The 22,169-nt window shown below is 65.2% G+C and carries 19 protein-coding genes and 1 riboswitch; of the genes, 13 read left to right on the top strand and 6 right to left on the bottom strand.

Annotation, left to right across the window (positions count from 1 at the left end; translation table 11 throughout):
* Nucleotides 1–40: 40 nt before the first annotated feature.
* A complete protein-coding gene (locus tag FA87_RS01170) occupies nt 41–1,732 on the bottom strand; it encodes a methyl-accepting chemotaxis protein (protein ID WP_052191077.1) in 1,692 nt (563 codons plus the stop codon).
* A 50-nt stretch (nt 1,733–1,782) separates the two neighbouring features.
* The gene (locus FA87_RS01165) at nt 1,783–4,419 is read right to left on the bottom strand and encodes an alpha-L-rhamnosidase (RefSeq protein WP_197062351.1); all 2,637 of its coding nucleotides are present in this window, start codon (nt 4,417–4,419) and stop codon (nt 1,783–1,785) included.
* A gap of 122 nt (nt 4,420–4,541) precedes the next feature.
* Between FA87_RS01165 and FA87_RS01160 the strand changes: the two genes are divergently transcribed.
* Together FA87_RS01160 and FA87_RS01155 are read left to right on the top strand one after the other, a co-directional pair.
* Nucleotides 4,542–5,051, top strand: a complete 510-nt coding sequence (locus FA87_RS01160) for a DUF2501 domain-containing protein (RefSeq protein WP_036116497.1) — start codon at nt 4,542–4,544, stop codon at nt 5,049–5,051.
* 81 nt (nt 5,052–5,132) lie between these two features.
* The gene (locus tag FA87_RS01155; RefSeq protein ID WP_043691809.1) at nt 5,133–6,038 is read left to right on the top strand and encodes an SDR family oxidoreductase; all 906 of its coding nucleotides are present in this window, start codon (nt 5,133–5,135) and stop codon (nt 6,036–6,038) included.
* Nucleotides 6,039–6,080: 42 nt separating this feature from the next.
* Here FA87_RS01155 and FA87_RS01150 read toward each other — a convergent pair whose 3' ends face one another.
* The gene (locus FA87_RS01150) at nt 6,081–8,921 is read right to left on the bottom strand and encodes a response regulator (RefSeq protein WP_052191075.1); all 2,841 of its coding nucleotides are present in this window, start codon (nt 8,919–8,921) and stop codon (nt 6,081–6,083) included.
* A gap of 194 nt (nt 8,922–9,115) precedes the next feature.
* Nucleotides 9,116–9,327: riboswitch (cobalamin riboswitch) on the top strand.
* Between the two features lie 156 nt (nt 9,328–9,483).
* Here FA87_RS01150 and FA87_RS01145 point away from each other — a divergent pair.
* The 9 genes from FA87_RS01145 (at nt 9,484) to FA87_RS01105 (ending at nt 17,813) form a co-directional block, all read left to right on the top strand.
* Nucleotides 9,484–12,000: a ribonucleoside-diphosphate reductase subunit alpha gene (locus FA87_RS01145; protein ID WP_043691807.1), complete on the top strand. Its 2,517-nt coding sequence runs from the start codon at nt 9,484–9,486 to the stop codon at nt 11,998–12,000.
* A 152-nt stretch (nt 12,001–12,152) separates the two neighbouring features.
* A complete protein-coding gene (locus tag FA87_RS01140; RefSeq protein ID WP_036116501.1) occupies nt 12,153–13,181 on the top strand; it encodes a ribonucleotide-diphosphate reductase subunit beta in 1,029 nt (342 codons plus the stop codon).
* Nucleotides 13,182–13,235: 54 nt separating this feature from the next.
* On the top strand, nt 13,236–13,631 hold the full coding sequence (locus FA87_RS01135) for an acyl-CoA thioesterase (RefSeq protein WP_036116503.1): 396 nt from the start codon (nt 13,236–13,238) through the stop codon (nt 13,629–13,631).
* Between the two features lie 47 nt (nt 13,632–13,678).
* A complete protein-coding gene (locus FA87_RS01130; protein ID WP_043691804.1) occupies nt 13,679–14,158 on the top strand; it encodes a MerR family transcriptional regulator in 480 nt (159 codons plus the stop codon).
* Nucleotides 14,155–15,147: an aldo/keto reductase gene (locus FA87_RS01125; protein ID WP_043691801.1), complete on the top strand. Its 993-nt coding sequence runs from the start codon at nt 14,155–14,157 to the stop codon at nt 15,145–15,147. The genes FA87_RS01130 and FA87_RS01125 overlap by 4 nt, the downstream gene beginning before the upstream one ends.
* Before the next feature lie 87 nt (nt 15,148–15,234).
* A complete protein-coding gene (gene queF, locus FA87_RS01120; protein WP_043697110.1) occupies nt 15,235–16,062 on the top strand; it encodes an NADPH-dependent 7-cyano-7-deazaguanine reductase QueF in 828 nt (275 codons plus the stop codon).
* Nucleotides 16,063–16,191: 129 nt separating this feature from the next.
* Nucleotides 16,192–16,785 (top strand): hypothetical protein, encoded by a 594-nt coding sequence (locus FA87_RS01115; RefSeq protein ID WP_036116508.1) that lies wholly within the window; start codon nt 16,192–16,194, stop codon nt 16,783–16,785.
* Between the two features lie 258 nt (nt 16,786–17,043).
* Nucleotides 17,044–17,217, top strand: a complete 174-nt coding sequence (locus FA87_RS20135; protein WP_036116509.1) for a DUF1328 family protein — start codon at nt 17,044–17,046, stop codon at nt 17,215–17,217.
* Nucleotides 17,218–17,315: 98 nt separating this feature from the next.
* Nucleotides 17,316–17,813, top strand: a complete 498-nt coding sequence (locus FA87_RS01105) for a DUF4142 domain-containing protein (protein ID WP_051944070.1) — start codon at nt 17,316–17,318, stop codon at nt 17,811–17,813.
* An 85-nt stretch (nt 17,814–17,898) separates the two neighbouring features.
* Here the strand turns inward: FA87_RS01105 and FA87_RS01100 are convergent, their stop codons facing one another.
* The gene (locus FA87_RS01100; protein WP_043691798.1) at nt 17,899–18,549 is read right to left on the bottom strand and encodes a MarC family protein; all 651 of its coding nucleotides are present in this window, start codon (nt 18,547–18,549) and stop codon (nt 17,899–17,901) included.
* 23 nt (nt 18,550–18,572) lie between these two features.
* Nucleotides 18,573–18,863, bottom strand: a complete 291-nt coding sequence (locus FA87_RS01095; protein ID WP_043691795.1) for a hypothetical protein — start codon at nt 18,861–18,863, stop codon at nt 18,573–18,575.
* Between FA87_RS01095 and FA87_RS01090 the strand changes: the two genes are divergently transcribed.
* Nucleotides 18,862–19,896, top strand: coding sequence for an aldo/keto reductase (locus FA87_RS01090; RefSeq protein ID WP_043691793.1), 1,035 nt, complete (start codon nt 18,862–18,864; stop codon nt 19,894–19,896). The genes FA87_RS01095 and FA87_RS01090 overlap by 2 nt on opposite strands.
* Before the next feature lie 138 nt (nt 19,897–20,034).
* Nucleotides 20,035–20,745 carry a response regulator transcription factor gene (locus FA87_RS01085; RefSeq protein ID WP_239708938.1) on the top strand — a complete coding sequence of 237 codons (711 nt, stop codon included), beginning with the start codon at nt 20,035–20,037 and terminating at the stop codon, nt 20,743–20,745.
* Here FA87_RS01085 and FA87_RS01080 read toward each other — a convergent pair.
* The gene (locus FA87_RS01080; protein WP_052191074.1) at nt 20,698–22,140 is read right to left on the bottom strand and encodes an ATP-binding protein; all 1,443 of its coding nucleotides are present in this window, start codon (nt 22,138–22,140) and stop codon (nt 20,698–20,700) included. The genes FA87_RS01085 and FA87_RS01080 overlap by 48 nt on opposite strands.
* Nucleotides 22,141–22,169 lie beyond the last annotated feature (29 nt).

Raw genomic sequence — 22,169 nt, 5'->3', positions numbered from 1 at the left:
GGGTCTCGTGCCGGTGCGATGGCACCAGCATAAAACACCCTCAGGCGAACTCCACCCAGGCGTCGCTGCCGGTCGCGGCCGGTGCGGTCGCCTTGCCGACCTGACCGAAACGGGCATCGTGCGCGGCGCGTTCGGCGGGCGAGGCTTTCAGCGCCGGCCGCTCGACCGCGTCCACGGTGAAGAACGCCACCTGATCGCGCAGCGACTGGGCCTGGTCCTGCATCGACTTGGCGGCGGCCGCGGCCTCCTCGACCAGTGCCGCGTTTTCCTGGGTGACCTGATCGATCTGTGCGATCGCGGTATTGACCTGATCCACGCCGGCCGACTGCTCGGCACTCGCGGCGGCGATCTCCGCGACGATATCGGTGACCTTCTTGACGCTGGCGACGATGCTCGTCAGGGCGGTCGACGACTGCTCGACCAGTGAGGCACCCGCTTCGACACGCTCGCCGCTTTCGACGATCAGGCGTTTGATCTCCCTGGACGCGGACGCGCTGGACTGAGCCAGGCGGCGCACCTCGGCGGCGACTACCGCGAAGCCACGCCCCTGCTCGCCGGCACGTGCCGCTTCCACCGCCGCATTCAATGCCAGCAGATTGGTCTGGAAAGCGATCTCGTCGATCAGGCCGACGATGTCGGCGATGCGACGACTGGAATCGCCGATCTGGATCATCGCGTCCATCGCCTGGGCGACGACGTCGCCGCCCTTCTCCGCTTCGCCACGCGCATGCCGGGAGAGGCGATCCGCGGCGACGGCGTTCTCCGCGTTCTGTTTCACCGTCGCGGTCATCTCTTCCATCGACGCGGCGGTTTCTTCGAGGCTGGACGCCTGTTCCTGCGTGCGCTGCGACAGGTCGTCGTTGCCACGGGCAATCTCGCCCGAGGTGGTCGACACGACATGTGCGCCTTCCTGTACCTCGGTCACGATGGACGACAGCGTGGCGCGCATGCGCTCGAGCGCGCCGAGCAGGCTGGCGGCCGCGAACGTGGTGCCATCGGTGCGCAGATCGCCCCCGGCGATACGCCCGGCGATCTCCACCGCGTCACGCGGCTCGCCGCCCACCGTGGTACGGATGCTGCTCATGGACAGCCAGACGATGAACATCGCGAGCACCGCGATGATGCCCGACTTCATCAGGTCGCGTTTCAGCTGCGCGGCGAAGGCGGCGTCGATATCATCGAAGTAGGCACCGGAAATCAGATGCAGATCCCACGGCTTGTACCACGACGAGTAGCTGATCTTGTCGCGCAGCTCCTTCGTCTTGGGCATGATCTGCGTGTAACGCGTGACGCCGTGGCCGGCGGCGATATCCGCCTTGAGCATGGCCTCGTAATGGTGGAAGCCCTTGCCATCCGCATCGTCGCGGATGTTCTGGCCGACCTCGTCGTGGCGCAGAGGATGCATACGCATGGCCAGCGTCGAATCGAAAGCGAACACGTAGCCCTTGCCGTCGTCCCAGCGCATCGACTCGACCGCCTCAAGGGCGGCGACACGGGCTTCCACGTCGCTCATCTCACCCCGGGCGGCTCGCGCGTGGTAGCCGTCGACGATGGCGATCGCCGCGTCCACGTGCTGGGTCAGCGTGTCCTGCAGGTCGCGCATCTGCACCGCGCGGCTTTCGATGCCCGACATCACGGTCTGCGCCAAGAGGCCGAGCACCACGACCGTCATCACCATCCAAACGCGCGTATTCAGCCGCGTGCGGCCAAACCAGTTTTTTATCGACGACATGCCCCTCACCCCCGTGATTCCCCGTATAGGCGTTATCGGCAAGCCGGGCGTCAAACTTTATTGCAGAGATGTGAAGGGACAATGCGGCAGCGCATCATCCGGTAAAGAGCAGGCGCCTCCCTCACGCGACTCACCTGCGGCGTGGAAAAGCGATGCCTCCCCGAGGAAACCACCACCTCGCCCCGCCCCGGTAACCGCACCACCGCCTCCGCCCCCACCGGCACAAGCACCTCGGCCACCACTTTCCCACCCTCTTTGCTCCAGGCCACCGAGGCCTCGCCATAAGGCGTCATCACCGATGCCGATGCGTGGTCCAGCCATGCTGTCAGCGCGGGACGCACCTCGAACCGGCGCCATCCCGCCTCCAGCGGACGCAGGCCCGCGACATCGCCAAAGAGCCAGTCGTCCACGGTGCCCAGGAAGTAATGGCCCCTGGAGCGCGATGCGAGCTTCCAGTGCTCCCACAAGCTGGTCGCCCCGTGGTCGCGCCAGAACCCCCAGCTCGGAAACGTCGTCTGCGTCGCGATACGCCAGGCTTCATCGGCGTGACCGGTCGCGGTGAGCACCGGCAGAATCACCTTCGTCGCGAGCGCACCCGTGTCGAGGTGATCGCCCCGCGTTTTCGCATCCGCCGCCACGCCGGCGGCGACCCGCTCGCGCAACGCGTCTGGCACGAGACCGAACGACAGCGCCAGCAGGTTGTGCGCCTGGCGGTAGCCGCTGTCTCCTTCCCCACGGTATCGGGCGGCGTCGCGGTCGAGGAAGCGCGCATTGAACGCGTCGCGCACGATCTCAGCCTTCGCGTCGAAACCATCCGCGCGCTTCGTGTCGCCGAGGAGGCGATACATGCTCGCCACCGTACGCTCCATGCCGTAGAGGTACGCTGTCGCTGCGACATGCTTGTCCTCGGGCGCGTTCTCGCCACCCGGGTCGGTCTCGGGACTGACCCAGTCACCCAGTTCGGTGTCCGCGATGCCTCCCGGCGACCGGGCATCCTCCATCGCGACATAGCGCGAGATGCCATCGAGGTGTTCCTCCATGGGTCGACGGTCTCCCGTCTGCATCCACAGCGACCAGGGGATGAACACGTACGCCGAGTGCCAGGTGGGCGCGCGCACCTTGCCCCAGCCGGGGTTGGGTGCGATCAGCAACGGGGCACCATCGGGCCCGCGCGTGTCGGCGATATCGCGGACCCATTTCGCCAGCAGGCGTCCCGTGTCGAGGTTCCGCAGGAACATGTCCGCACCGACCATGCCGTCACCGGTCCAGCCATTCTTCTCGTACATCGGCGTATCGGTCGGAATGCCGTAGAGATTGTTGAGCATGGTGTCGACGGCCGCGCGGTGGATCCAGTCGAGCAACGCATTCGCGCTGTCGAAGTGCCCGGTCTCGGCGACGTCGGTGTGTATGACCTGTGCGGTCACCGCGCCGGGGAGCGGCTTGCCGCCAGGCCATCCATCGACCTGTACATAGCGAAAGCCCTTGTACGAGAAATGCGGATGCCAGTGCTCACGCACGCCAGCCAGGGTAAGCCGGTCGGTCTGGAAACCCTGCCTGAAATAATGATGCTCATCGCGTGCGTCGACCGTGCCGTCGGGCATCAGCTTCTCACCGTAGTGCGCCGTGACCGTCGCTCCCGACGGTCCCGACACGTCGAACGTCGCCCAGCCGGCGATAACGCGCGGAAAAGCGAAAACATACGTACCGGGTTTCGGCTCCGTCACCTCGACGGCGTTCAACGTATCCACGACCCGTATGGGCTGCTCGGTCTGCGCGACGAGCGTTCCGCGCGGGGCGGGCAGCTCACTTGCGGCGGCCCATGTCGACGGGGATGCGAGACGCGCATCGTAGTTTTCGCCGCCGTACAGATCGTCGAGCCGTGTCGGGCCATCGGCGAGCTTCCACCCCGCGTCGCTGACGATGTCCTGCCGGTGACCGTCGGCATAGCGGATGCGCAGCAGTGCTCGCAAGCGCGGCTGCCCGTGCCACGGGGCTTTCTCCCAATGCCAGACGTTGGGGTTGGTCATGCCATAGAAGCCGCGGCCGAGCTCGGCACTCAGCGTATGCTCCCCGGCATCGAGCCGCACGTCGGTGGCGACGACTTCCACGCGCTTGTCGTAGTCGGTGAAGCCGGGCGACAGCACCGCGTCGCTCACGGGCTGCCCGTCGATCGACATATCCGCGTATCCGCCAGCCGCCACGTAGAGCGTGGCGCGATCGACCTTGCCGTTTACCCGAAACGTCTTGCGCAACAGCGGCGCGGGCAGGCTCGTGGCGTCCGCCTTGCCGATCCAGCGCGCGCCCTGCCAGCCTGAGTCATCGAGCGCGGTGTCGAAGTGCGAGCTCACCACACCCTGGCCGTCCGACGTACGCACCTGCGCACGCCAGTCGTAACGTTCGCCTGGTGCCAGCGCGGGTCCCGCGTAGTCGATGTCGAAGGATCGGGTCGAACGTACGTCGCCGCTGTCCCACACGGTTCTTCCGGCTTGCGTGACGACGATGCGATAGCCCGTCTGCACCGTGCCGTTGCGATCGCTCCGGACGATCCACGAAAAACGTGGCTTGGCCACGTCGACATACGTGGGAGTGTCGCTGCGCTCGACACGTGGCGCATGGACGCTGACGGTGGCATGGGCCAGCGGAGCGAAGGGCAGAAGAACGAAAGCGAACCGGCGGAGTGCGTGCAAGCGGATGGCCTCGGGCGCGATGACTTCCGAGCATATCGCGAAGGCGCAGTGAGGAGACCGCATACATCCATCTAACGTGAAAAGGTTTATCCCTTTCCCACCTTCGCCACCGGAGCCACGTCATGAAGACCGCCATTGCCGGCATCGTCCTCGCCGCCACGCTTGCCTCGGGCGGCGCCGCCGCAGCCCAGCTCGACAGCCTCAAGGGCATGATGGGAGGATCCGGATCGCTCACCTCGGGCAGCGCCAGCAACGCCGCAGGCATTCTCCAGTACTGCATGACCAACAACTACCTCGGTGGCGACAGCGGCGCCAGCGGGGTCAAGGACAAGCTGCTCGGCAGCCTGAGCGGCGACCACCAGGCGGCGGACAACGACGCCGGCAGCTCCTCGACCCGCTCGATGCTCGGCAAATTTACGGGCGGATCGAACACGAAAACCGACACCGCGCCCACCCAGGACAAAGGGTACCTGGATGGCGCACGGGGCATCCTGACGTCGGGCGACGGCAAGTCGCTGAATCTGGGTGGCGCCAGCGGCGCGTCATCGGGCAACGGTGACCTGAAGGCGCAGCTCACCCGCAAGGTGTGCGACGCCGTACTGAAGCAAGGCAGGAAGATGGCCGGCATGTAACGAACACTGACAGTGCGTGGACGGCGCATGGACGCGCCGCCCCGTACACCTGACGTCCTCCCCACCCAAGAGGACTTCCCCATGACCGATGTCATGAACGACCCGTATGCGATGCGCGACCCACGCACGCAGTATCCGCAACCCGACTTCTCCAAACAGCCGCAGCCCGCGCCGGGTCTCGCAAAGGAGATGTCACCGAAACCCGATCACGGCGAAACCAGCTATCGCGGTAACGGTCGCCTGAAAGGCCGTAAGGCACTGGTGACCGGCGGTGATTCCGGCATCGGCCGCGCGGCGGCGATCGCGTTCGCGCGGGAAGGTGCCAGTGTGGTGATCAACTATCTTCCGTCCGAACAGAAGGATGCCGACGAGGTCGTCGCGCTGCTCAGCGGCGAAGGTCACACCATCGTCGCCGTGCCGGGTGACCTGAGCGACGAGGCGTTCTGCAAGGATCTGGTCAAGCGCACCGTGAAGGAACTCGGTGGCCTCGACATCCTCGCCAACGTGGCAGGCCGTCAGCAGTTCAGTAAGTCGATCGACGAACTGGACACCGCGTCGTTCGAAGCGACGTTCCGCACCAACGTCTTCGCGCTGTTCTGGCTGAGCAAGGCTGCGCTGGAACACATGCCGCCGGGCGCGACGATTGTCAACACGGCCTCGATTCAGGCTTATGAGCCGTCGGACATCCTGCTGGACTATGCGCCGACGAAAGCGGCGATCGTCGCCTTCACCAAGGCATTGTCGAAGCAGGTGATCGAGAAGGGCATCCGCGTGAATGCCGTGGCGCCGGGTCCGGTCTGGACACCGCTGCAGCCGAGCGGTGGTCAGCCGCAGGAGAAGGTGGTGGAGTTCGGCAAGAACGTACCGCTGGGACGTCCGGGCCAGCCGGTGGAATGTGCGCCACTGTACGTGTTGCTCGCCAGCCAGGAGTCGAGCTTCATTACCGGTGAGACGTACGGGGTGACGGGGGGCAATACCCTGCCCTGACTTCCGGTGTCGTCCTCGTGGCGGCCGGTGTACTGGCCGCCGTCAGCCCCGGGTAATCCGTCCCAGCGCTTCCATCAGATCGGCGACGCCGTAGGGCTTGATGATGACCGCCGTATGCGAATCGCGCTGAACGCCATTCGCCAGGTGATCGCCTGTAGCGAAAATCACCGGAAGCTCCGGCTGGTTCTCGCGCAGGCGCTCCGCCACTTCGACACCGCTCATGCCGGGCAGGCCCACATCGGCGAGCAGCACGTCGATGCCCTCGACACCGTGCAGGCGGATCGCCTCGTTGCCGTCGCCCGCCTCGAACGCCGTGTGCCCGCGGCTTTCCAGCATCTCCGCAATGGACATGCGGATCAGCGCATCGTCTTCGAGGACGAGGACACGCAGAGGACGCAGCGCGGCAGAAGACGACGCTGAGGAACCGGCAGCCGGTGCCGATACCGTTTCGGCGATCGTGCGCGGGACGCGCGAGCTCAACAACTGACGCACACGCCGTGCCAACTGCTCGCGCGTGTACGGCTTGCTGAGCAGTTCAACGCCTTCGTCGAGACGGCCACCGTGGACGATGGCGTTCTCCGTGTAGCCCGAGGTGAACAACACAGCGATCCCCGGCTGGCGCTCGACGGCTTTGCGCGCCAGCTGCGGACTGCGCAGCGGACCGGGCATGACCACGTCGGTAAACAGCAGGTCGATGGCGATGCCACTTTCGATGATCGACAGGGCGCTCTCCGCGTCACGCGCCTTGAGCACGCGATAGCCGAGTTCACCCAGCATGCCGACCACGGTCTCGCGCACGGCTTCGTCGTCCTCGGCGACGAGAATCGTTTCGTCGCCGCCGCGCACCGCTTCTTCCTCGATGGCTACCACGCGATCTTCGCTCTGCGTCGAACGCGGCAGGTAGATCTTGACCGTCGTGCCTTCACCGGCCTCGCTATACATCTTGACGTGGCCGCCGGACTGTTTGACGAAGCCGTAGACCATCGAAAGGCCAAGGCCCGTTCCACGCCCTTCCGGCTTGGTCGTGAAGAAGGGATCGAACACCTTGTCGAGGATGTCGTGCGGAATACCGGTACCGGTATCGGTCACGGCGAGCATGACGTACTGGCCCGGACGCAGGTCGCCGTGTGCCGTGGCATAGGCCTCGTCGAGCAAGGCGTTACCGGCTTCGATGGTGAGCTTGCCCTGCCCGTGCATCGCGTCGCGTGCATTGATCGCGAGATTCAGCAGCGCGTTCTCGACATTGGACGGATCGACCAGCGTGTTCCACAAGCCACCGGCGATGACGGTCTCGACCTCGATGGCCTCACCGAGCGCGCGGCGCAACAGTTCGTCCATGTCGCGGATGAAGCGACCGATGTTGACGACCTTGGGCGCGAGCGGCTGACGCCGGCCGAAGGCGAGCAACTGGGCGGCCAGCTTGGAGCCACGGGTGACGCCGGCCATCGCATTGGCGACGCGCCGCTCGGCCCGTTCGTTGCCCGACACATCCGCGCCAAGCAGCTGCAGATTGCCGCTGATGACTTGCAGGAGGTTATTGAAATCGTGCGCGACGCCACCGGTCAGGTTGCCTATCGCATCCATCTTCTGCGCCTGGCGCAGCTGTTCCTGGGCGGCATCCAGTTCAGCGTCGCGTGCGCGCTCGCTGGTGACGTCACGCGCCACGGCGAAGATCATGCCCTCACTCGGGACCGCCCGCCAGGACAGGTGCCGGAAGCCACCGTCCGCGGTGCGGTAGCGGTTCTCGAAACGGAGCGTAGCCACACCGTCGGCCAGCTGCTCGGTTTCCTCACCAGTGCGCCCGGTGTCGTCCGGATGCACGAAGTCCAGATAGGAGCGGCCGATGGTGTCGCGCTCGCTCCAGCCGAGAATCGCGGTCCACGCCGGGTTGACCGAGAGCAGGCGGGTGTCGGTGTCGGCGACGACGAGGATGTCGCTCGACAGGCGCCAGATGCGGTCGCGTTCCAGCGTACGTTCGGCGACCTGACGCTCCAGACTGTGCGCGAACTCGAGCAGCTCGGCCTCGGCGCGACGGCGCTCCACCGCGACGCGCGTGCGATGGGCGACCTCGCGGACGAAGTCGATCTCTTCTTCCGGCCACTCCCGCGGGCTTTCGTGGTTCAGATAGAGCAGCGCCACCGTGCCGCCACGCTCGGTCACCGGCATGTTGATGAACGAGGTGGCGCTGATCGACGCCAGCGCGTCCGCCGTATGGATCGTGCGCGGGTCCTTGTACGCATCGGACACGACCGCGGTACGGCCGGCCTTGATATCGTCGATGTAGGAGCCGTATTCACGGAAGTTGAGGACACCGGCGATCGTGACGATGCCCGGCGCGTTCCAGTCGCGCTCGATCGTGATGGTCTCCGCGATCGTGTCCACCGAGCCATAGCCCGCACGGCTGACATGAAGCGCGCGGCCGAGTACCTCGGCCACGCGGTAGGCGATCTCGGCGGGATCTTCGACTTCGCGGAGGATGTCGCTGACCTCGATCAGCGCCACACGACGCTCTTCGATGGTGCGCGCGGCCTCGGTCTGCCCGGACAGCGGGCGGATGCTCACCACGAAGGACGCCTGGCCCAGCGCCGAAGCGCGCCACGGCTCGATCGAGACCCGCCAGGTGGCGCCCTCCACAGAGCCCAGGGCCAGCTCTCGGACGCCCCCGGCGTCAGCAAGCGACAAGGCGGTCTCGAGGCGAGACCGGCTTTCCTCATTCCACCAGGTCAGAAAGCCGCACGCACCCGCGTCGCGGAGGCGTGCCGTCATCCAGGCATTGGCATACAGGAGCTCGCCATCCGCCGTGACGGCGGTGAAGCCGAAGGGCAGCGCGTCGAACGCATCGGTGACCAGGGCATGTTCCTGCAGCGCGAACGTCAAGGTCATCTAGCGAGCGATCCTATGAGGGATCGCAGATGTTATCGGTTAGAGGTCATGCGCTTTGTGTAGACGATCTTCACAAAACCCTCATGGTCCTCTTCGTCGCGGGACGGGAAAGGGGTTGCAAAAAATCACTTGCGGCGGATCAAGCACATAGCGGCGACACCCTACATCTTGTGTTGACGCTGCCAACCCCCGCCTATATGGTGTGTCCCGTTGGTGTCCGGAGAGGCGCGACTGCCCGTCGGACTTAATAGGGAATCCGGTGCGAATCCGGAACTGCCCCGCAGCGGTAAATGGAAACGATCCCGTTCAATGCACTGGTCCTTCGGGGGCTGGGAAGCGACGGGTAGGCGGACCGAAAGGTCCATGTCCATGAGTCCGAAGACCTGCCAGCAATCGGTGCCCGGGAGGCCTCGATAGTGGTGACGGCTTCCGCGGGGAAGCACGTCGCGGACCGGAGCCCCTTCGCGGCGCGCTCCGTCCCCGGCCGTTTCCCGCATCAGCCCCATCCCTCACGAGCCAGCCGACCGGGAACGGGTGATAGAACCTGGGGCGAGCCAAGACAATGACCACGATGGATTCTTCCGCGCGCGAGCGCACCGAGACGGCCGATGCCGCCGTCTCCGCCAATAACACCACGGACAAGGCGCCTGCCGCCGGCTACCGCAACGACCCGCCGCCGGCGTTCGCGCTGACGCCCCCGCACAACCCTGGCCAGATGCGCGTCACCAAGCGCAACGGCGGCCAGGAAGTCGTCGACGTGAACAAGATCGTGCGCGCGGTGACCCGCAGCGCCGACGGCCTGTTCGCGGTCGACCCCATGCGCGTCGCCCTGAAGACTATCGGCGGACTCTACGATGGCGCCACCACGCAGGAACTCGACCAGCTGTCGATCCGTACCGCCGCGGCGCTCACCGCCGAGGAACCGGAGTACGGCCAACTGGCCGCACGCCTGCTCGCCGCCTTCGTCGACAAGGAAGTATCCGGTCAGGACATCCAGTCGTTCTCGCAGTCGATCTCCACCGGTTTCGACCTGGGCATCCTCAACGAGCGTCTGCGTGACTTCGTCCAGGTCAATGCGCGCAAGCTCAACGACGCCATCGACACGACCGGTTCGCGCCGCTTCGAGTACTTCGGCCTGCGCACGGTTTATGACCGCTACCTGCTGCGTCACCCGACGAAGCGCTTCGTCATCGAAACGCCGCAGTACTTCTTCATGCGCATCGCCTGCGCGCTCGGCGGAAACGACGTGGCCGAGACGCTCGAGCTGTATCGCATGCTGTCGTCGCTGGAATACCTGGCCAGCTCGCCGACCCTGTTCAATGCCGGTACGGCGCACGAGCAGCTGTCGTCGTGCTTCCTGCTGGACTCGCCGCAGGATGCCCTGGAGTCGATCTACGCCAAGTACGGCGACGTGGCCCAACTGTCCAAGTTCGCCGGCGGTATCGGCCTGGCTTACTCGCGCATCCGTTCGCGCGGTTCGCTGATCAAGGGCACCAACGGTCATTCCAACGGCCTCGTGCCCTGGCTGAAGACGCTGGACGCCTCGGTCGCGGCGGTGAATCAGGGTGGCAAGCGCAAGGGCGCCGCCTGCGTGTACCTCGAGTCCTGGCACGCCGACATCGAGGAATTCCTCGAGCTGCGTGAGAACACCGGCGACGACGCGCGCCGCACGCACAACCTCAACCTGGCCAACTGGGTACCCGACCTCTTCATGCGCCGCGTGGAGACCGACGGCGACTGGTCGCTGTTCGATCCGAAGATCGTGCCGCACTTCGTCGACACCTGGGGCGCGACGTTCGAGGCCGCCTATGAGAAGGCCGAGGCCGAGGGCCTGGCTGCCAAGTCGATCAAGGCGCGCGAGCTGTACGCCCGCATGCTGCGCTCGCTGGCACAGACCGGCAACGGCTGGATGACCTTCAAGGACCGCTCGAACGCCACGAGCAACCAGACCGCGCGTCCGGAAAACGTCATTCACCTGTCCAACCTGTGCACCGAGATCCTCGAAGTCACCTCCGAGGGCGAGACCGCCGTGTGCAACCTCGGCTCGGTCAACCTGGCCCGCCACGTGGTGGACGGTCAGTTCGACTACGAGAAGCTCGGTACCACGGTGCGCACCGCCGTGCGTCAGCTCAACCGCGTCATCGACCTCAACTTCTACCCGATCGCCACGGCGAAGACGGCCAACATGAAGTGGCGTCCGGTGGGTCTGGGCGTGATGGGCCTGCAGGACGTGTTCTTCAAGCTGCGCCTGCCCTTCGACTCCGAAGAAGCGCGCAAGCTGTCCACGCGCATCCAGGAAGAGATCTATTTCCACGCGCTGTCGATGTCCAACGAGATCGCCGAGCGCGACGGTGCCCACCCGGGCTTCGACGAAACCCGCGCCGCCAACGGCGAGCTTCAGTTCGACTACTGGCCGGCGGCCACGCCGACCGGCGTAGAGGGCCGCTGGGCCGAGCTGCGCGAGAAGATCAAGGCCAAGGGCCTGCGCAATTCGCTGGTCATCGCCATCGCTCCGACCGCCACGATCGCTTCGATCGCCGGCTGCTACGAGTGCATCGAGCCGCAGGTGTCCAACCTGTTCAAGCGCGAGACGCTCTCGGGCGACTTCCTCGTCGTCAACCGTTATCTGGTCGATGAGCTGAAGACGCTGGGCCTGTGGACCGCCGACGTGCGCGATCAGATCAAGCTCGCCGAAGGTTCGGTGCAGGGCATCGCCGCGATTCCGGCCGCGCTGCGCGAGGTCTACCGCACGACGTGGGAGCTGCCGCAGAAGGCACTGATCGATCTCGCCGCCGCGCGTGGTGCGTACATCGACCAGAGCCAGTCGCTGAACCTGTTCATGGAAAACCCGAACATCGGTCAGCTGTCCTCGATGTACATGTACGCGTGGAAGTCGGGCATCAAGACGACGTATTACCTGCGTTCGCGTCCCGCCACCCGCATCGCCAAGACCACGGTGAGCTCGTCGTCGGCCTCGCTGCCCACGCCGGCCGCTCCGGTCGCCGATGCGCAGGAACAGGCCGAAGCCGCGGTGTTCTGCTCGCTCGAGAACCCCGAGTACTGCGAAGCCTGCCAATAAAAGCAACGCGCCCCTACAGGGGCGCAGCACCCCTGTAGGAGCGCGCCCCGCGCGCGAAGCCGCTGCCTGCGCCAAACGTTCCAGCATCGCCGCTTCGTTGGTTTTTCGCGCGCAGGGCGCGCTCCTACACGTAATTAATTCGAGGTAGCCCGATGTCCGCTTCTCCCGTCACCCGCGATACCCATATTCTCGATCCCGGCTTCGAGCTGACCCTGCGGCCGATGAAATACCCGCAGTTCTACGAGATGTATCGCGCGGCGATCCGCAACACCTGGACCGTGGAAGAAGTGGATTTCTCGCTCGACACCACCGACCTGAAGTCGAAGATGTCGGATGCGGACCGTCACCTGATCCATCGTCTGGTCGCGTTCTTCGCCACCGGCGACACCATCGTGTCGAACAACCTGGTACTCAATCTGTACCAGCACGTGAACTCGCCCGAAGCGCGCATGTACCTTTCGCGCCAGCTGTACGAAGAAGCGCTGCACGTGCAGTTCTACCTCACGCTGCTGGACACCTACATTCCGGAACCGGCCGAGCGCAACAAGGCCTTCGCCGCGATCGAGAGCATCCCGTCGATCCGTCAGAAGGGTGAGTTCTGCTTCAAGTGGATCGACTCGATCCAGAACCTCAACCGTCTCGAGACGCGCGAGCACCGTCGCCAGTTCCTGCTCAACCTGATCTGCTTCGCCGCGTGCATCGAAGGTCTGTTCTTCTTCGCCGCCTTCGCTTACGTGTACTACCTGCGTTCGCGCGGGCTGCTGCACGGCCTGGCCTCGGGCACCAACTGGGTGTTCCGCGACGAGTCCGGCCACATGGCGTTCGCCTTCGAGGTCGTGCGCACCGTGCGCGAGCAGGAGCCGGACCTCTTCGACGACCAGATGCGCCAGGAAGTCGAAGCGATGCTCGAGGACGCCATCGCCTGCGAGACCCAGTTCGCCGCCGACGTGCTCTCGGGCGGCGTGGCCGGCCTGTCGGTCAACGACATGCGCCAGTACCTCGAATACTGCGCCGACCAGCGTCTGGTCCAGCTGGACATGCCCAAGAAGTATGGCTCGAAGAATCCGTTCGACTTCATGGACCTGCAGGACGTGCAGGAACTGACCAACTTCTTCGAGCGGCGCGTGTCGTCGTACCAGGTCGGCGTGCAGGGCGAGGTCGCGTTCGACCAGTCGTTCTGAGGGAACGGGGGACCCTGTATGATGCATGCTGCACTGCAACAGGACTCGTCCCCCATGACCGCTATCGACCGCCCCACCGAGGCTCGCGTCCTCGAAATCGTCTTCCCCGACCACACCAACCACCTCGGCACGCTGTTCGGCGGCCAGGCGCTGGCGTGGATGGATAAGGCCGCCTTTCTGGCGGCCTCGCGTTACTCCCGCCAGATCGTCGTCACCGCCCGTTCGGAGCAGGTCGACTTCCACGTGCCCGTCCGCAAAGGCCAGATGGTCGAGCTGATCGCCACGGTGATTTCGGTGGGCCGTACGTCGATGAAGATCGACGTGGCGATGTACACCGAGGATCTGATCACCGGCGCGCGCGAGCTGTGCACGCGGGGTACGTTCACGATGATCGCGCTGGACAGCGAGTACAAGCCGACACCCGTGCAGCCGCTGCCCGCAGCCGCATAAAAAGAGGCGCTTGACCTAGAGCGCACTCGAAGGCGTAGGCTTTCGGCATGACCACCTACCTGACCATCGCCGAGGCCGCCCTGGCGACCGGCCTGACCGTCCATACCCTGCGTTATTACGAGCAGATCGGCCTGATCGACCCGGTGCCGCGCCGCAGCGGCCAGCGGGTATACGGCGAGCACGAGCTCGCCCTGCTGCGTTTCGTCGTCCACATGCGCGCCACCGGCATGTCGATGCGTACGCTGCAGGAGTATTCCGAGCTGCGCCGCCAGGGTGAGACGCCCGACAGCATCCGCCTGCGCGGCGACCTGCTGGCACGCCACGCCGCTTTTCTGCGCGACGAACTGGTCACCCTGACCGAGACGATCGCGCGGCTGGACAAGAAGATCGCCATGTACCGCTCCGCGTATGGCGAGGAAGGTGTGTCATTCCCTGAACCGGCGCCTCCCGCCGTGACGGCGCCCCCGCCGCCCACGGCGCGGCCCCGCGAAAAGACCCCCACCTCCCCGCGCAGGAAACAGGCATGAAGACACGCAAACTCGGTAAGAACGGACCGGACGTATCGGCTCAGGGCCTCGGCTGCATGGGCATGAGCGAGTTCTACGGCCCCGGCGACGAGAAAGAGTCCATCGCGACACTGGAAACGGCGCTGGATCTGGGCATCACCTTCTGGGACACCTCCGACGCCTACGGCCCGCACACCAATGAAGAACTGATTGGCCGCTTTCTCGGCGGTCGTCGCGACAAGGTGTTCCTCGCCACCAAGTTCGGCATCGTGCGCGATCCGAACGACCCGTCGAAGCGCGGCATCAGCGGTCGCCCGGAATACGTGCGCGAGTCGGTGGAAGGCAGCCTGCGCCGCCTGAAGACCGATCACATCGACCTGTATTACCAGCACCGCGTGGACGCCAACGTGCCCATCGAGGAAACCGTCGGCGCCATGGCGCGGCTGGTCGAGGAAGGCAAGGTGCGTTACCTCGGTCTTTCCGAAGCCTCGGCCGAGTCGATCCGCAAGGCGGCGGGCGTACACCGGATCACCGCCCTGCAGAGCGAGTACTCCCTGTGGACGCGCGATCCGGAAACCACCGGCACGCTGGCCGCCTGCCGCGAGCACGACATCGGGCTGGTCGCGTATAGCCCACTGGGCCGAGGCTTCCTCACCGGTGCGATCACCTCGCCGGACGACTTCGCCGAGGACGACTATCGCCGCAACAATCCGCGTTTCGAGGGCGAGAACTTCACGAAGAACCTCGAGATCGTCGAAAAGGTCCGCCGCTTCGCCACCGACAAGGGCTGCACGCCGGGTCAGCTGGCGCTGGCGTGGGTGCTGGCGAAGGGTGAGGACATCGTGCCGATCCCAGGCACCAAGCGTGTGAAGTACCTGAAGGAAAACGCCGGCGCCGATGACGTCAGCCTTACGGCTACCGAGATCGCCGAGATCGACGCGGTGTTCCCGCCGGATGCGGCGCTTGGCGATCGTTATCAGAGCAGCATAATGGGCTTCGTCAACGCCTGAACGCCCGGACAGCCGCCCCGATACCGGTACCCGGTCGCGGGGCGGTCGTCCCTTATAATGGCGGCCTTTACCGCCGCCGTTGCCGCCATGTCGTCCCCCGAACATTCGCCCCTGGGCAAGTCCACCGTCTACGCGGATCGCTACGACGCCGGCCTGCTGTTTCCCATTCCCCGCCAGGGCAAGCGCGATGAGATCGGCGTGGCGGAAGCCGCGTTGCCCTTCCACGGGGTGGACGTGTGGAACGGCTACGAGCTTTCGTGGCTGGATAAACGCGGCAAGCCGCACGTGGCGGTGGCTGAATTCCGCTTTCCGGCGACGACGCCCAACATCGTTGAATCGAAGTCGTTCAAGCTGTATCTGAACAGCTTTGCCCAGGAACGCGTGGCCGATGCGGCGACACTGCGCCAGACACTGGTCCGCGATCTCTCAGCCGCCGCGGGTGGTCCGGTCGGCATCGTCCTGCACGCGCCCGGCGAGCTGGACGGCACTCCAATCTCGGAGCCGGAAGGCCTGCTGCTGGACACGCAGGAGCTGGACTTCGACAGCTACGGCCCGCCCAGGGCGGATTTCCTCGTCACGAACGACGGGGACGCCCGCGAAGTACTGGTTTCGCACCTGCTCCGCTCCAACTGCCCGGTCACCGGCCAGCCGGACTGGGGCAGCGTGCAGATCGCCTATACCGGCGCGCCGATCGACCGCGCGGGCCTGCTTCGCTACCTCGTCTCCTTCCGTAACCACACGGAATTCCACGAGCAGTGCGTCGAGCGCATCTTCATGGATGTCACGGCCCGCTGCGCGCCCCGCGAGTTGTCCGTGTACGCCCGATACACCCGTCGTGGCGGCCTGGACATCAATCCGTTCCGCAGCACGGACCCGGCCGCCGTGCCGGCCAACCCGCGCGGCGCCCGCCAATAATGAATGACACATTCATGCGTTCTTCATTGGTCTTGCCTTTAGTTGTGTAGCCTGTACTCTGCGGCGGCCAAGGGGATCGGCCCCGATACCGCCCCGTTCGAACCTGACTCGTCATTCCGGAATCCAGACATGAAGCTTTCCTTCCGCTCGTACGCCCTCTGCACGGCCACCGTCGCCGGCCTGCTGGTCCTCACCGCCTGCGGCAAGAAGGAAGAGCAGCAGAACACCGCGCCGGCCGCTGCCGCGACCGCCCCGGCTCCGGCTGCCGCCCCTGCGGCGGCGACCACGGCGCCGGCCGCGCCTGCCACCTCGCCCACCGCCGCTGCCGCTCCGGCTGCTCCGGCCGCCGCCCCGGCTGCGCCCGCCGCCGCCAGCGAGTCGCTGAAGGTCGGTTCGGTCACCCTCGGCAGCGCCGTCGGCGCCGACAAGAAGGTCGCCAAGGCGAAGAACGCCTTCGCCCCGGGCGACAAGACCATCTACGCTTCGGTCGCCACCGAAGGCACCACTGCCGGCGCTACGCTGAACGCGAAGTGGACCTTCCAGGACGGCGAAACGACCACCACGGTCAGCGACATCAGCCAGTCGATCAGCACCGACGGCCCGGCCGTCACCACGTTCAAGATTCAGAATCCGAACGAGTGGCCGGAAGGCAAGTACAAGGTCACCGTGTCGCTCAACGGCCAGGCCGTGGGCAACGAAGCCTTCGAGGTCAAGAAGAAGTAATTCATCGACCCCGATGCGATGGAAAAGGGCAGCGAAAGCTGCCCTTTTTTTTGGGTCCGGCGTGCATTGCCGATGAGGCAACAGGGTCGCGCGCCCGCCCGGATGCGTGTAGACCGTGTCAGCGAGCGGTGAGAACACGCCTCACCGCGTGAAGACGCTCCTTTCAGACCGGCGATGGTCGAATGGCACCCGACTCGACGCGGCGATGGACGCCCGGCGGGGCGCCATCAACCAACCCGCATCCCTAGGAGAAACATCATGCTTCAGTGGGCCGTTATCTTCTTCGTCATTGCGCTGATCGCAGCGATCTTCGGTTTCACCGGCATCGCCGCCGGCGCAGCCAGCATTGCGAAGATCCTGTTCGTGGTCTTCCTGATCCTGTTCATTCTGTCGCTGCTGTTCGGCGGCCTGCGTCGCGGGCCGAGGATATAAGCCTCGACACACCCAGGTAAGAAAGAAGAGCGCCCCGGCCCCAGACCGGGGCGTTGTTCTGTCCGCGGTACGGATTTCGCACACTGAGGGCCCAGGCCATGAATCGCATTCTCGTGACGCTGCTTGCGTTGTCCATGACCGGCACCGCCATCGCCCAGCAGGCGAAGACGACTGCCACCGATACCGACTTTATCCGGCGCGCCAGCAGTGCCAGCCTGACCGAGATCGCACTGGGCAAACTCGCCGCCGATCAGGCGTCGTCCAGCGACGTGAAGAAATACGCCGAACGCATGGTCGCCGACCACACGAAGGCGAACGAGTCGCTGGGCAAGCTTGCGGGTAGCAAGGGCGTGCAGATTGCGGTCGCACCGGAGCCGGCGCAGCAACAGGACATCGACCGGATGAAGGGCCTGGACGGTGCGAAGTTCGACCGCGCTTACTCCGATGCGATGGTTCGGGACCACAAGCTGGCTACAGGCCTCTACGAACTCGAAGCGGAAAAAGGCGAAGACGTGGACATCCGCGATTACGCGCGCGGCCAGTTGCCCATGCTGAAGGAACACGAGAAGCTGGCACAGAGCCTGCCGCCGTTCTGACGTCGCCGCGAGGCGCCGTCGATCAGGCCGGATGCCGCTTCAGAAACTCACACGCTCCGGATGTCAGCACCGAAGCAGTTGAGCCCTAAGTGGCGTGATTGGGCATACCCAGCAGTTCCGACAGTCCACCCCAGAGCAACTGGATGCCAATGCAAAAAATCACGAAGGCCAGCAGCTGCAGAATGACCTTGGTGCGCTCCTTGCCCAGCCGGTGCCCTATCCGGTCGGCGTAACGCATGCTCAGATAAATGCTGACACTGATCGCAGCGAGTGCGACCGCTGCGGCCCCGAAGTGCACCCAGTCGACGCCATGGCGCGGTGAGCCGGTACCCACGGCGATGGCCACCGCGATGGAGCCCGGCCCCACGGTGAACGGCAGCGTCAGTGGGTAGAACGAGGGGTCGCCATGGTGCCGGTGCACTTTAGCGTCGTCCTCATCATCGTCGTCCGAGCCGTTGAGCATGCGCCAGCCAGCGGCGGCGATGACCAGACCACCGCCGACCCGCAGCACCGGAATCGAGATGCCGAAGAAGGCGAGCACATAAGCCCCGATGAACAGCGATCCGGTCAGCAGGAGCAGGCTGTTGAGGGCGACCTGTCGCGCAAGGCGCTCGCGCTCTTCCGCCGTGGCTACAGGCACGATGCCCAGCGACATCAGCGCCGAGCCGGGCGGGTTCACGATGGGCAGCAAGGCTGCCACGATGACGAAGATGGCCTTACCGATGTCCATCCACATGCGCGCATCGCTCCGGGTCGCCACTATGCAGCGTTGTATACCTCAGTGACGGCCTGCCCGATAGCAGGTAACAGCTGCGCCACGAAGCCAGCCATCGTTACCTCGCCCATGTCGACGGACTTCGCCCCACCACCCGCGACGAGCAGCACATCCAGCTGGTGCTGACCGATCCGGTCGACCCGGGCACGGAAAGTTACGGACTGGCGATCCACGCCGCCCGCGCCGTATCGGCGCAACCCGGGGCGAGCGATATCTTCCGCTAACTTCGACGGGTGTACGCTCGACGGGCTTCCAACCACAGAGAGATGACCCATGGAATACCGTTCGCTTGGCGGCTCCGGCTTGCAGATTCCCTCCCTGATCCTGGGCACCGCGACCTTCGGTGGCGGCAACGAGTTCTTCAAGAAATGGGGCGACACCGACGTCAAGGAGGCAACCTCCATGATCGACGCCTCGCTCGAACTCGGTTGCAACATGTTCGATACCGCGGACGCCTATTCGGGCGGTTTGTCGGAAGAGATTCTCGGCAAGGCCATCGCCGGCCGTCGCGATCAGGTGCTGCTGTCGACCAAGACCGGCATGGGCATGGGTGCCGGCCCGAACGACATCGGCACGTCCCGTGACAAGATCATCCGCAGCTGCGAAGCGAGCCTGAAGCGTCTGGGTACCGACTACATCGACCTGTACCACCTGCATGCCTTCGACGCGCTCACGCCCATCGAAGAAATGCTGCATGCCCTCGATACGCTCACGCGCGCCGGCAAGATCCGTTACTTCGGCGTGTCCAACTACTCGGGCTGGCACCTCATGAAGATGCTGGCACTGGCCGACCGCCACGGCTTCACCAGGCCGGTCATCAACCAGGTCTATTACGCCCTGACCGACCGCGAATACGAGTGGGAGCTGATGCCGCTCGGCCTCGACCAGAACGTAGGTGCACTTGTCTGGAGCCCGCTTGCCGGCGCCAAGCTGACCGGCAAGGTCGGTCGCCACAAGAAGCCCGCCGAAGGCAGCCGCGCCGCAACCGACGCGACGTGGGCGGTGCCGGACGAGCACCTCTTCGCCATCACCGACGTGCTTGAAGCCCTCGAGAAAGAGACCGGCCACAGCGTGCCCCAGATCGCCCTCGCCTGGGTGCTCTCGCGTCCCACCGTGTCAGGCATCGTCATCGGCGCACGTAACGTGACTCAGCTGCGCGACAACCTGGGCGCCACGTCGTTCAAGCTGGACGCCGACCAGATCAAGCGTCTCGACGACGCCAGCGCCACGCGTCCGATCTATCCGTACTGGCATCAGCAGGCGACTCTGGCGTCGCGCAATCCGAGTCCGGTGACATTGGGCAAGTAAGCGATCGCGGTGCGGGTCGCAGAATCCTGCGATCCGCCCCATCTACGAACGTGCGACGGCGTCGCTGGATTTAGCCCCGCCGGGCGGGCAATCTCGGTGAGGGCAGCCCATGGGCCCTGGTGGCTACGAGGTCTTTGCGTGACGACATTCAACCCGGTGCCGAATGCGCGTGCGCATGCGCTGCGGCTGGCCATGCTGGAAGACGACGACCTGCTGCGCGAACGCGTACTGACGCCGAAACTCGCGCAGTTTGGGTTCGAGGTCACGGCTTACGCCAGCGCGGCAGCGCTGGATGAGGCGATACGGCGAAACGTACCGGATATCTTCCTGCTCGATATCGGCTTGCCGGACGGCGACGGGTTCGAGGTCGCACGACGGTTGCGCGCGGCGATACCGGCTGCGGGCATCGTCATCCTCACCGGCCGGAGCAATAACGTGGATCGCGTGCGAGGCCTGTTCGAAGGGGCCGACGCCTACCTGTCCAAACCCGTAGAGATCGACGTGCTTGTGGCCACGTTGTACAGCGTCGCTCGACGTCTGCATCCCTCGCCACGAACCCACGAACGATGGGCGCTCAGTCCGGACGAATGGTTTCTGCTCTCGCCTTCCGGTGCGCGCGTGATGCTCAGCAAAAACGAGCGCAAGCTGCTGGAAGCGATGCTTCAACACGCCGATGAGGTGGTGCCGCGTGAGGCGCTGATCGCCGCCCTGACCGATGACGTCCACGCCTTCGACCCGCACCGTCTGGACTCGATGGTCCATCGTTTGCGCCGCAAGGTGCTGGCCGCCATCGGCGAGCCGTTACCCCTCAACGCGGTACATGGGACCGGATACATCCTGGAAGCCTGATTCCACGGCCGAGACGCCCGCCCGCGGTAAGGACAGCCGGATCGTCGTGCCCTGCCCCGGCGTGCTCTCGACCGCGGTCCATCCACCGGCCTGTACTACGAGCCCCTGCACCACGCTGAGTCCGAGACCCGTACCGCGCCCCGCCGGCTTGGTCGTGAAGAAGGGTTCGAACACCTGCGCGCGTATCGACTCCGCCATGCCCATCCCGGTGTCGCTCACCGACAGCACCGTGTGCTCCGCGCCATCCTCGATGGCGATTGTGCAACACCCCCCATCCGGCATGGCGTCTCGCGCGTTCGTCACCAGATTGATGATGGCCAGCTCGAACTGGCTGCGATCGAAGCGGATCAGTCGAGGCGCATCGGGCAGCCGCAGCCTTAACTCGTTGTGCGAGGAAAGCGACTGCCGCAGCAGCGGATGCAGCTCGCGCAATGCCGCGACCATGTCGAACTCTTCCGTGAATGCCACATCGCGGCGGCTGAAGTTGAGCAGCTTGCGACACACCGCGGTGCCACGGCGGGCGGCCAGTTCGATCCCTTCGAGGGCATCCGCGATGGTCCGCATGTCGCCCGGGGGCAGATCGTCGCTTTCCGGCAGGCGGTCCCGCTCCGTGGAAAACCCCAGGATGATGTCGAAGACGTTGTTGACGTCGTGCGCCACGCCGCTGGCAAGCTTGCCCACCGCGTCCATCTTCTGCGCGTGCAGCAGTTGCTCCTGCGTACGTTCACGCTCGGCGATCTCGCGGACCAGTTGCAGGCGCCGGTGTTCCGATTCGATCAGGCTGTCGCGCAAGGCATGGATACTGCGATCCACGATCAGGGCGATGAGCAGGTAGCTGGTCAGAGCGCGCAGGGGCAGGACGTCGTAGACGGCCATCATCATCCCGGGAAGATGGCTGGTTGCCGGTGCCTTCAGCGGATCCACGCTCATCACGAGAATGAGCGCTTCGACGCCGTAAGTGATCCACAGCGCCCTTCGGCCCAGCATCAGACCGCTCAGCGCCAGAATCATCATCAGCGTCAGGTTGCCGTCGGTCGCGCGATAACCGAAGGCGGCATAGGCCACCGCGCCGCACGCAAGCATCGTCGCCACGAATTGTGCGACGGCCTGCGAAAAACGACCGCGACGGATGAGGCAGAGACCCAGCCACGCCGACACGGTCATCGCCAGGTCGGTACCGATATCTATCGCCATGGCGGCAGGCGCGCCGATGCGTGCCTTGCCGTAGAAACGATCCTGCAGATACGACCAGTGAAGGCCGAACAGATAGAGCTTGGTCACCGGTATCCGGACACCTTCGAAAATCAGCAACAGCTGCATGAAGGTGGCATTGCGCCGGTCGACCGGATCACGGATCGGCGTGTCGGCGAGCCACTGACGGATACGGGACATCATCGTGCGGCTCCCAGGCAACCGACGGTGAG

The organism is Luteibacter sp. 9133, assembly GCF_000800155.1.
Lineage (GTDB): Bacteria > Pseudomonadota > Gammaproteobacteria > Xanthomonadales > Rhodanobacteraceae > Luteibacter > Luteibacter mycovicinus.
This window is presented reverse-complemented; position numbering and strand designations above follow the sequence as displayed.

Coding starts and splice junctions, on each gene's coding strand:
- FA87_RS01170 (WP_052191077.1), bottom strand. CDS start 1,732: ATGTCGTCGATAAAAAACTGGTTTGGCCGCACGCGGCTGAATACGCGC.
- FA87_RS01160 (WP_036116497.1), top strand. CDS start 4,542: ATGAAGACCGCCATTGCCGGCATCGTCCTCGCCGCCACGCTTGCCTCG.
- FA87_RS01155 (WP_043691809.1), top strand. CDS start 5,133: ATGACCGATGTCATGAACGACCCGTATGCGATGCGCGACCCACGCACG.
- FA87_RS01150 (WP_052191075.1), bottom strand. CDS start 8,921: ATGACCTTGACGTTCGCGCTGCAGGAACATGCCCTGGTCACCGATGCG.
- FA87_RS01145 (WP_043691807.1), top strand. CDS start 9,484: ATGACCACGATGGATTCTTCCGCGCGCGAGCGCACCGAGACGGCCGAT.
- FA87_RS01140 (WP_036116501.1), top strand. CDS start 12,153: ATGTCCGCTTCTCCCGTCACCCGCGATACCCATATTCTCGATCCCGGC.
- FA87_RS01135 (WP_036116503.1), top strand. CDS start 13,236: ATGACCGCTATCGACCGCCCCACCGAGGCTCGCGTCCTCGAAATCGTC.
- FA87_RS01130 (WP_043691804.1), top strand. CDS start 13,679: ATGACCACCTACCTGACCATCGCCGAGGCCGCCCTGGCGACCGGCCTG.
- FA87_RS01125 (WP_043691801.1), top strand. CDS start 14,155: ATGAAGACACGCAAACTCGGTAAGAACGGACCGGACGTATCGGCTCAG.
- queF (WP_043697110.1), top strand. CDS start 15,235: ATGTCGTCCCCCGAACATTCGCCCCTGGGCAAGTCCACCGTCTACGCG.
- FA87_RS01115 (WP_036116508.1), top strand. CDS start 16,192: ATGAAGCTTTCCTTCCGCTCGTACGCCCTCTGCACGGCCACCGTCGCC.
- FA87_RS20135 (WP_036116509.1), top strand. CDS start 17,044: ATGCTTCAGTGGGCCGTTATCTTCTTCGTCATTGCGCTGATCGCAGCG.
- FA87_RS01105 (WP_051944070.1), top strand. CDS start 17,316: ATGAATCGCATTCTCGTGACGCTGCTTGCGTTGTCCATGACCGGCACC.
- FA87_RS01100 (WP_043691798.1), bottom strand. CDS start 18,549: ATGTGGATGGACATCGGTAAGGCCATCTTCGTCATCGTGGCAGCCTTG.
- FA87_RS01090 (WP_043691793.1), top strand. CDS start 18,862: ATGGAATACCGTTCGCTTGGCGGCTCCGGCTTGCAGATTCCCTCCCTG.
- FA87_RS01095 (WP_043691795.1), bottom strand. CDS start 18,863: ATGGGTCATCTCTCTGTGGTTGGAAGCCCGTCGAGCGTACACCCGTCG.
- FA87_RS01080 (WP_052191074.1), bottom strand. CDS start 22,140: ATGATGTCCCGTATCCGTCAGTGGCTCGCCGACACGCCGATCCGTGAT.